Here is a 1,419-nt window from a genome sequence, read left to right on the forward strand (position 1 = left end):
TCCTTGACGGCGTCAGCCGCTTCCTTCGCGGGCTCGCGGAGGTGGTCGGCGGTCTCGGCGGCGATCTCCTTGACCTCGTCGACGAGGGGTGCCGCGGCATCCTTCGCCTGGTCGGCGACCTGCCGTTCGACCTTCGACGCCGGCACCAGCGACGCGGCCAGCCAGCCCACGCCGAACGCGATGAGGCCGACCGCGATCGGGTTGCCGCGCGTCGTGGACGCGACCTTTCGGGGTGCGTCGGCCACGGCGTCGCCGACATGGTCCGCGGCGTCGTGGGTGGTGTCGCCGACGTCGGACGCGACGCCCATGACGTGGTCCTTGACCGAGGTCAGGGCGCGGCGCACCTTCCGGGTCTGGCGTTCGGCGATCTTCGACGGGGTCACCTTGTCGGCGAGCGCGTCGACGTCCTGGCCGAGCTCGGTGCGGGTGCGTTCGATGTCGGCGCGGATCTCATCGGGGTTGCTCATCGGTTCTCCTCATTCCTCTTCAACGTCTCCGGGATCTCCTTCACGGTCTCGACCGTCTGCGGGACCCCGCTGATCTCCTCGATCTGCTTCTTGCCCGTCAGCGCGAGAATGAGCGCGACGACGCCCCACAGCACGGCCACGATCACCGCGGACCAGGCGTTGCCCATCAGGTAGCCGAGGCCCCACCACAGCGCGACCGAGAGGAACACCAGGGCGAGCAGGCCGGCCACACCGGCACCGCCGAGGAGTCCGGCCCCGCGCCCGGCCCGCTTCGCGGACTCGCGGATCTCGGCCTTGGCGAGCTCGACCTCCTGGCGCATCAGCGTGGACACGTCGCGGGAGACCTCGGCGAGGAGGTCGCCGAGGGTGTTCGCCTCCGCCTGGCGTTCGGACGGCGTCAGGGTCGGGTCGTACGACGCGTCGTACGAATGACGTGGATCGCCCATCAGGCACCGCCCGTCCCCGGCGCGCCGTACGTGCTGTCGCCGGCCCCGCCGACGCCCGTGCCGGGCATCGTGCCGGCACCGGTCGTCCCGGTTCCGGTCGAGCCGGGGTACCCCGTGCTCACCGTGGTCGCCGCGGGCGGCCGGACCTCGCGGACCGGCGGCACCGACGGTTGCGTGAACTCGGCGCGCGCGTCCGGCCCGGTCATGACGGCGCGGCTGCCGGAGGAGCCGTTCTCATCGGGCGGCGACATGATCGCCCGGGTCACCCGGCCGGCCAGGACGCCGGCGCCGATCGCGATCGCGATGAAGACGCCCGGACGGCGCCGCGCGAAGCCCTTGACCTCCTCGAGCACCGAACGCGGGTCGCGCTGCTCGAGCCAGCGTGCAACGGCGTCGGCGCGTTCGCCGGCCCCGCGCACCAGCTCGGAGGCGTAACCCGAGTCGGTCGAGGCGCTCGCCATCTCCGAGAACTCGGAGCCCGCCGAGCGCAGCCCGCCAGCCAACCG

General features: G+C 72.7%; 2 protein-coding genes and 1 pseudogene. All 3 read right to left on the minus strand.

Annotation, left to right across the window (positions count from 1 at the left end):
- Window positions 1–467: DUF3618 domain-containing protein (locus ACFVN5_RS19710; RefSeq protein WP_376957617.1), on the minus strand; the 467-nt coding region annotated here is incomplete at its 3' end.
- A complete protein-coding gene (locus ACFVN5_RS19715) occupies window positions 464–913 on the minus strand; it encodes a phage holin family protein (protein WP_376957619.1) in 450 nt (149 codons plus the stop codon). The genes ACFVN5_RS19715 and ACFVN5_RS19710, both read right to left, overlap by 4 nt.
- Window positions 913–1,419 (minus strand): annotated as a pseudogene (locus tag ACFVN5_RS19720) (hypothetical protein); the annotation flags it as partial. The gene ACFVN5_RS19715 and the pseudogene ACFVN5_RS19720, both read right to left, overlap by 1 nt.

It is taken from the genome of Agromyces sp. NPDC057865 (assembly GCF_042796995.1).
GTDB lineage: Bacteria > Actinomycetota > Actinomycetes > Actinomycetales > Microbacteriaceae > Agromyces.